Genomic DNA, 1,394 nt, shown 5'->3' with positions numbered 1-1,394 from the left:
GCTACAATTTGACATGAGCTTCCTAAGTTAAAAATAGAAATAGCATATCAAACTTTCTGTATATAAAATACTCACCCACCCAGCTTACGAAAGTCACAGCTTCTCCCACTTCTCCAATTCCATTACAACAGAAAGCACCTTGCCGCGCTTGATCTCTTCTCTTATTCTGTTTTCTTTCTCTTTTACGTCAAGTGCCCTGTTAGCAATCTCAACACTTTGCTCTTTAGGTACTACAACTACGCCACTATCATCGCCAATTACCCAATCGCTAGGTCTAACAACAACGCCTCCGCAAGTTATCTCGCAGCCTATTTCGCCGTAGCCTTTAGGCTCTCCTGCATTTGCAGCAATGTTGCGAATAAACAGTGAGAAATCCATTTCTAGGATATCATCTATATCGCGAGCAGCGCCGTCAATTACTACTCCTGCTATGCCTTTCTTCTTACAGCTCTGAGTAGCGAGCTCGCCCCAAACCGCAGTTGTACCGCCACCCGCATCTATGACCAATACCTCGCCAGCTTGCGCTTTCTCAATAGCTTCTACAGGCTTAGCCCAATCGCCGTCTAGAGTTTTAACAGTAAATGCTCTTCCTGCAAGTTTAAGACCTTTTTTAATTGGCAGGATACCTTTCATTGCTCCTTTGCGGTGCATTGCGTCACTAATATTGGGAGTGGAAACTTGCAAGAATACTTTAACCAAATCCTCTTCACCATACTTCTTTACTTCCGATTTTATACTCTTCATTTTCAGCATTGCCTCCTTTATTCTTTTTGCTGCTAGCTCTGGTTTAGCAGTCTTCGTTATAGCTCCTCCTACAATAATTATAGAAGCTCCAAAATTTAAAGCTTCAACCACATTTTCTGAGTTTATGCCACCTGCGATAGCCACAGGTATTTTTACAGCTTTGCATACCTCTTTTAAATTATTGAATTTTATTTTACCGCGCATCTGCTCGTCTATACTCGTATGCAGGCAAATGTAATCAGCGCCAAAACTCTCAACAGCTTTTGCCCTTTCTACAGGCTCAGCAACATTCATTAAATCGACCATTATTTTAGTACCGTAATTTTTTGCGGCGCGTATAGCCTCTTTTATTGTATCGTCATCTGCAACACCTAAAATACATATTATATTAGCTCCGCTTTTGCTGGCCATCTCAACTTCAAATCTGCCTGTATCTAAAGTTTTCATATCAGCAACGAGAGTAAAATCAGGAAATTTTTTCCTTAGCTCCCTAATTGCATTCATACCTTCGCTTTTAATTAAAGGAGTTCCTACTTCAATCCAATCTGTGCACGCAATAGATTCCTTTGCAATTTGGATAGCTCTTGATAGATTTTCTAAATCAAGCGCAAGTTGTAGTACAGCCATGTTTAACTATAAATTGGTTTTAC

At 40.4% G+C, this 1,394-nt stretch carries 1 protein-coding gene; it reads right to left on the bottom strand.

What is annotated here, in order from left to right:
- Nucleotides 1-93: 93 nt before the first annotated feature.
- On the bottom strand, nucleotides 94-1,371 hold the full coding sequence (locus QMD21_07080) for an orotidine 5'-phosphate decarboxylase (protein MDI6856523.1): 1,278 nt from the start codon (nucleotides 1,369-1,371) through the stop codon (nucleotides 94-96).
- Nucleotides 1,372-1,394 lie beyond the last annotated feature (23 nt).

It is taken from the genome of Candidatus Thermoplasmatota archaeon (genome assembly GCA_030018475.1).
Taxonomy (GTDB): domain Archaea; phylum Thermoplasmatota; class JASEFT01; order JASEFT01; family JASEFT01; genus JASEFT01.
This window is presented reverse-complemented; position numbering and strand designations above follow the sequence as displayed.

What these genes read in the sequence shown, in the direction of transcription:
- QMD21_07080 (MDI6856523.1), bottom strand. Translation starts at nt 1,371, where the DNA reads ATGGCTGTACTACAACTTGCGCTTGATTTAGAAAATCTATCAAGAGCT.